Source organism: Parvibaculum sp. (assembly GCF_040882025.1).
Taxonomy (GTDB): Bacteria; Pseudomonadota; Alphaproteobacteria; order Parvibaculales; family Parvibaculaceae; genus Parvibaculum.
Window position 1 is genome coordinate 1 of sequence record NZ_JBBECC010000064.1, and the last position, 1,049, is coordinate 1,049.

The window sequence follows — 1,049 nt, forward strand, 5'->3', positions numbered from 1 at the left end:
CAAGGCCCTGCGGGCTTATCAGCGGCGCACGCAGGCGGCCGACGCGCTGATCGCCTCGGTCTATCTTTCCGGTACCAACACGCGCCGTGTGCGGCGAGCGCTTGCCGCGTTGTTCGGCGGAGCGATCGGCAAGGACATCGTCAGCCGCACCTGGCGCAAGGTGAAGACCGACTGGGATGCATGGAACGCCCGCTCGCTGGCGGACGAACCGATCGTGCGCCTGATCCTGGACGGCACGATGGTCCGCGTCAGGCTCGACCGCAAGGCGACCTCGATCTCGCTGCTGGTGATCGTTGGCGTGCGTGAGGACGGCCAGAAGGTTCTGCTTGCCGTCAAGAACATGGGCGGCGAAACGACCGAGGCCTGGCGGATCGTCCTCGACGATCTCGTCGCACGCGGCCTTCGCCGGCCCGAATTCCTCATCGTCGATGGCGGCAAGGGGCTCGATGCCGCCATCACCACCCTATGGGATGGCGTGCCCGTTCAGCGCTGCACGGTTCACAAGCACCGTAACCTGCTGGCGCATGCGCCGGAGCGACTGCACGAGGAGGTCAGCGCCGATTACACCGACATGATCTACGCGGCCACGCCGGAGGAGATCGAGATCCGCCGCAAGACATTCCTGCGCAAATGGCGGCTCAAGTGCCGGGCGGTGGCCGACAGCCTGGAGGAAGCTGGCGAACGCCTCTTCGCCTTCACCCGGCTGCCGCCATCCCAATGGAAAGGCGCCAGGACAACAAACGCCATTGAACGTCTGCACGAGGAGTTCAAGCGGCGCATCAAGACCCAGACGGTGCTGCCTTCGGCCGAAACCGCGGCCATGCTGTTCTGGGCGCTGATGGCGTCCGGCCAGATCTCGATGCGAAAGATTGACGGCTGGCGGACGCTGCCCGACAAGCCGCTCGACTTCCAGATTGACCTCGCAGCATGAACCGATAATCTCGTCCTACCGGAGGCTGCGCCGCCAAATTCCAACACATTCAGCTACGGCACCGCGCAAGATTTCCACTGAGAATTGACCCATGTGAGACCCTCCCCCTGGCTGGCAT

Annotated in this window: 1 protein-coding gene; it reads left to right on the top strand. The window is 64.3% G+C overall.

Annotated elements, in window-relative coordinates:
- Positions 1 to 931, top strand: a 931-nt coding sequence (locus tag WEB61_RS04205; RefSeq protein ID WP_368063074.1) for an IS256 family transposase, incomplete at its 5' end; no start/stop codon positions are given.
- Between the last annotated feature and the right edge of the window lie 118 nt (positions 932 to 1,049).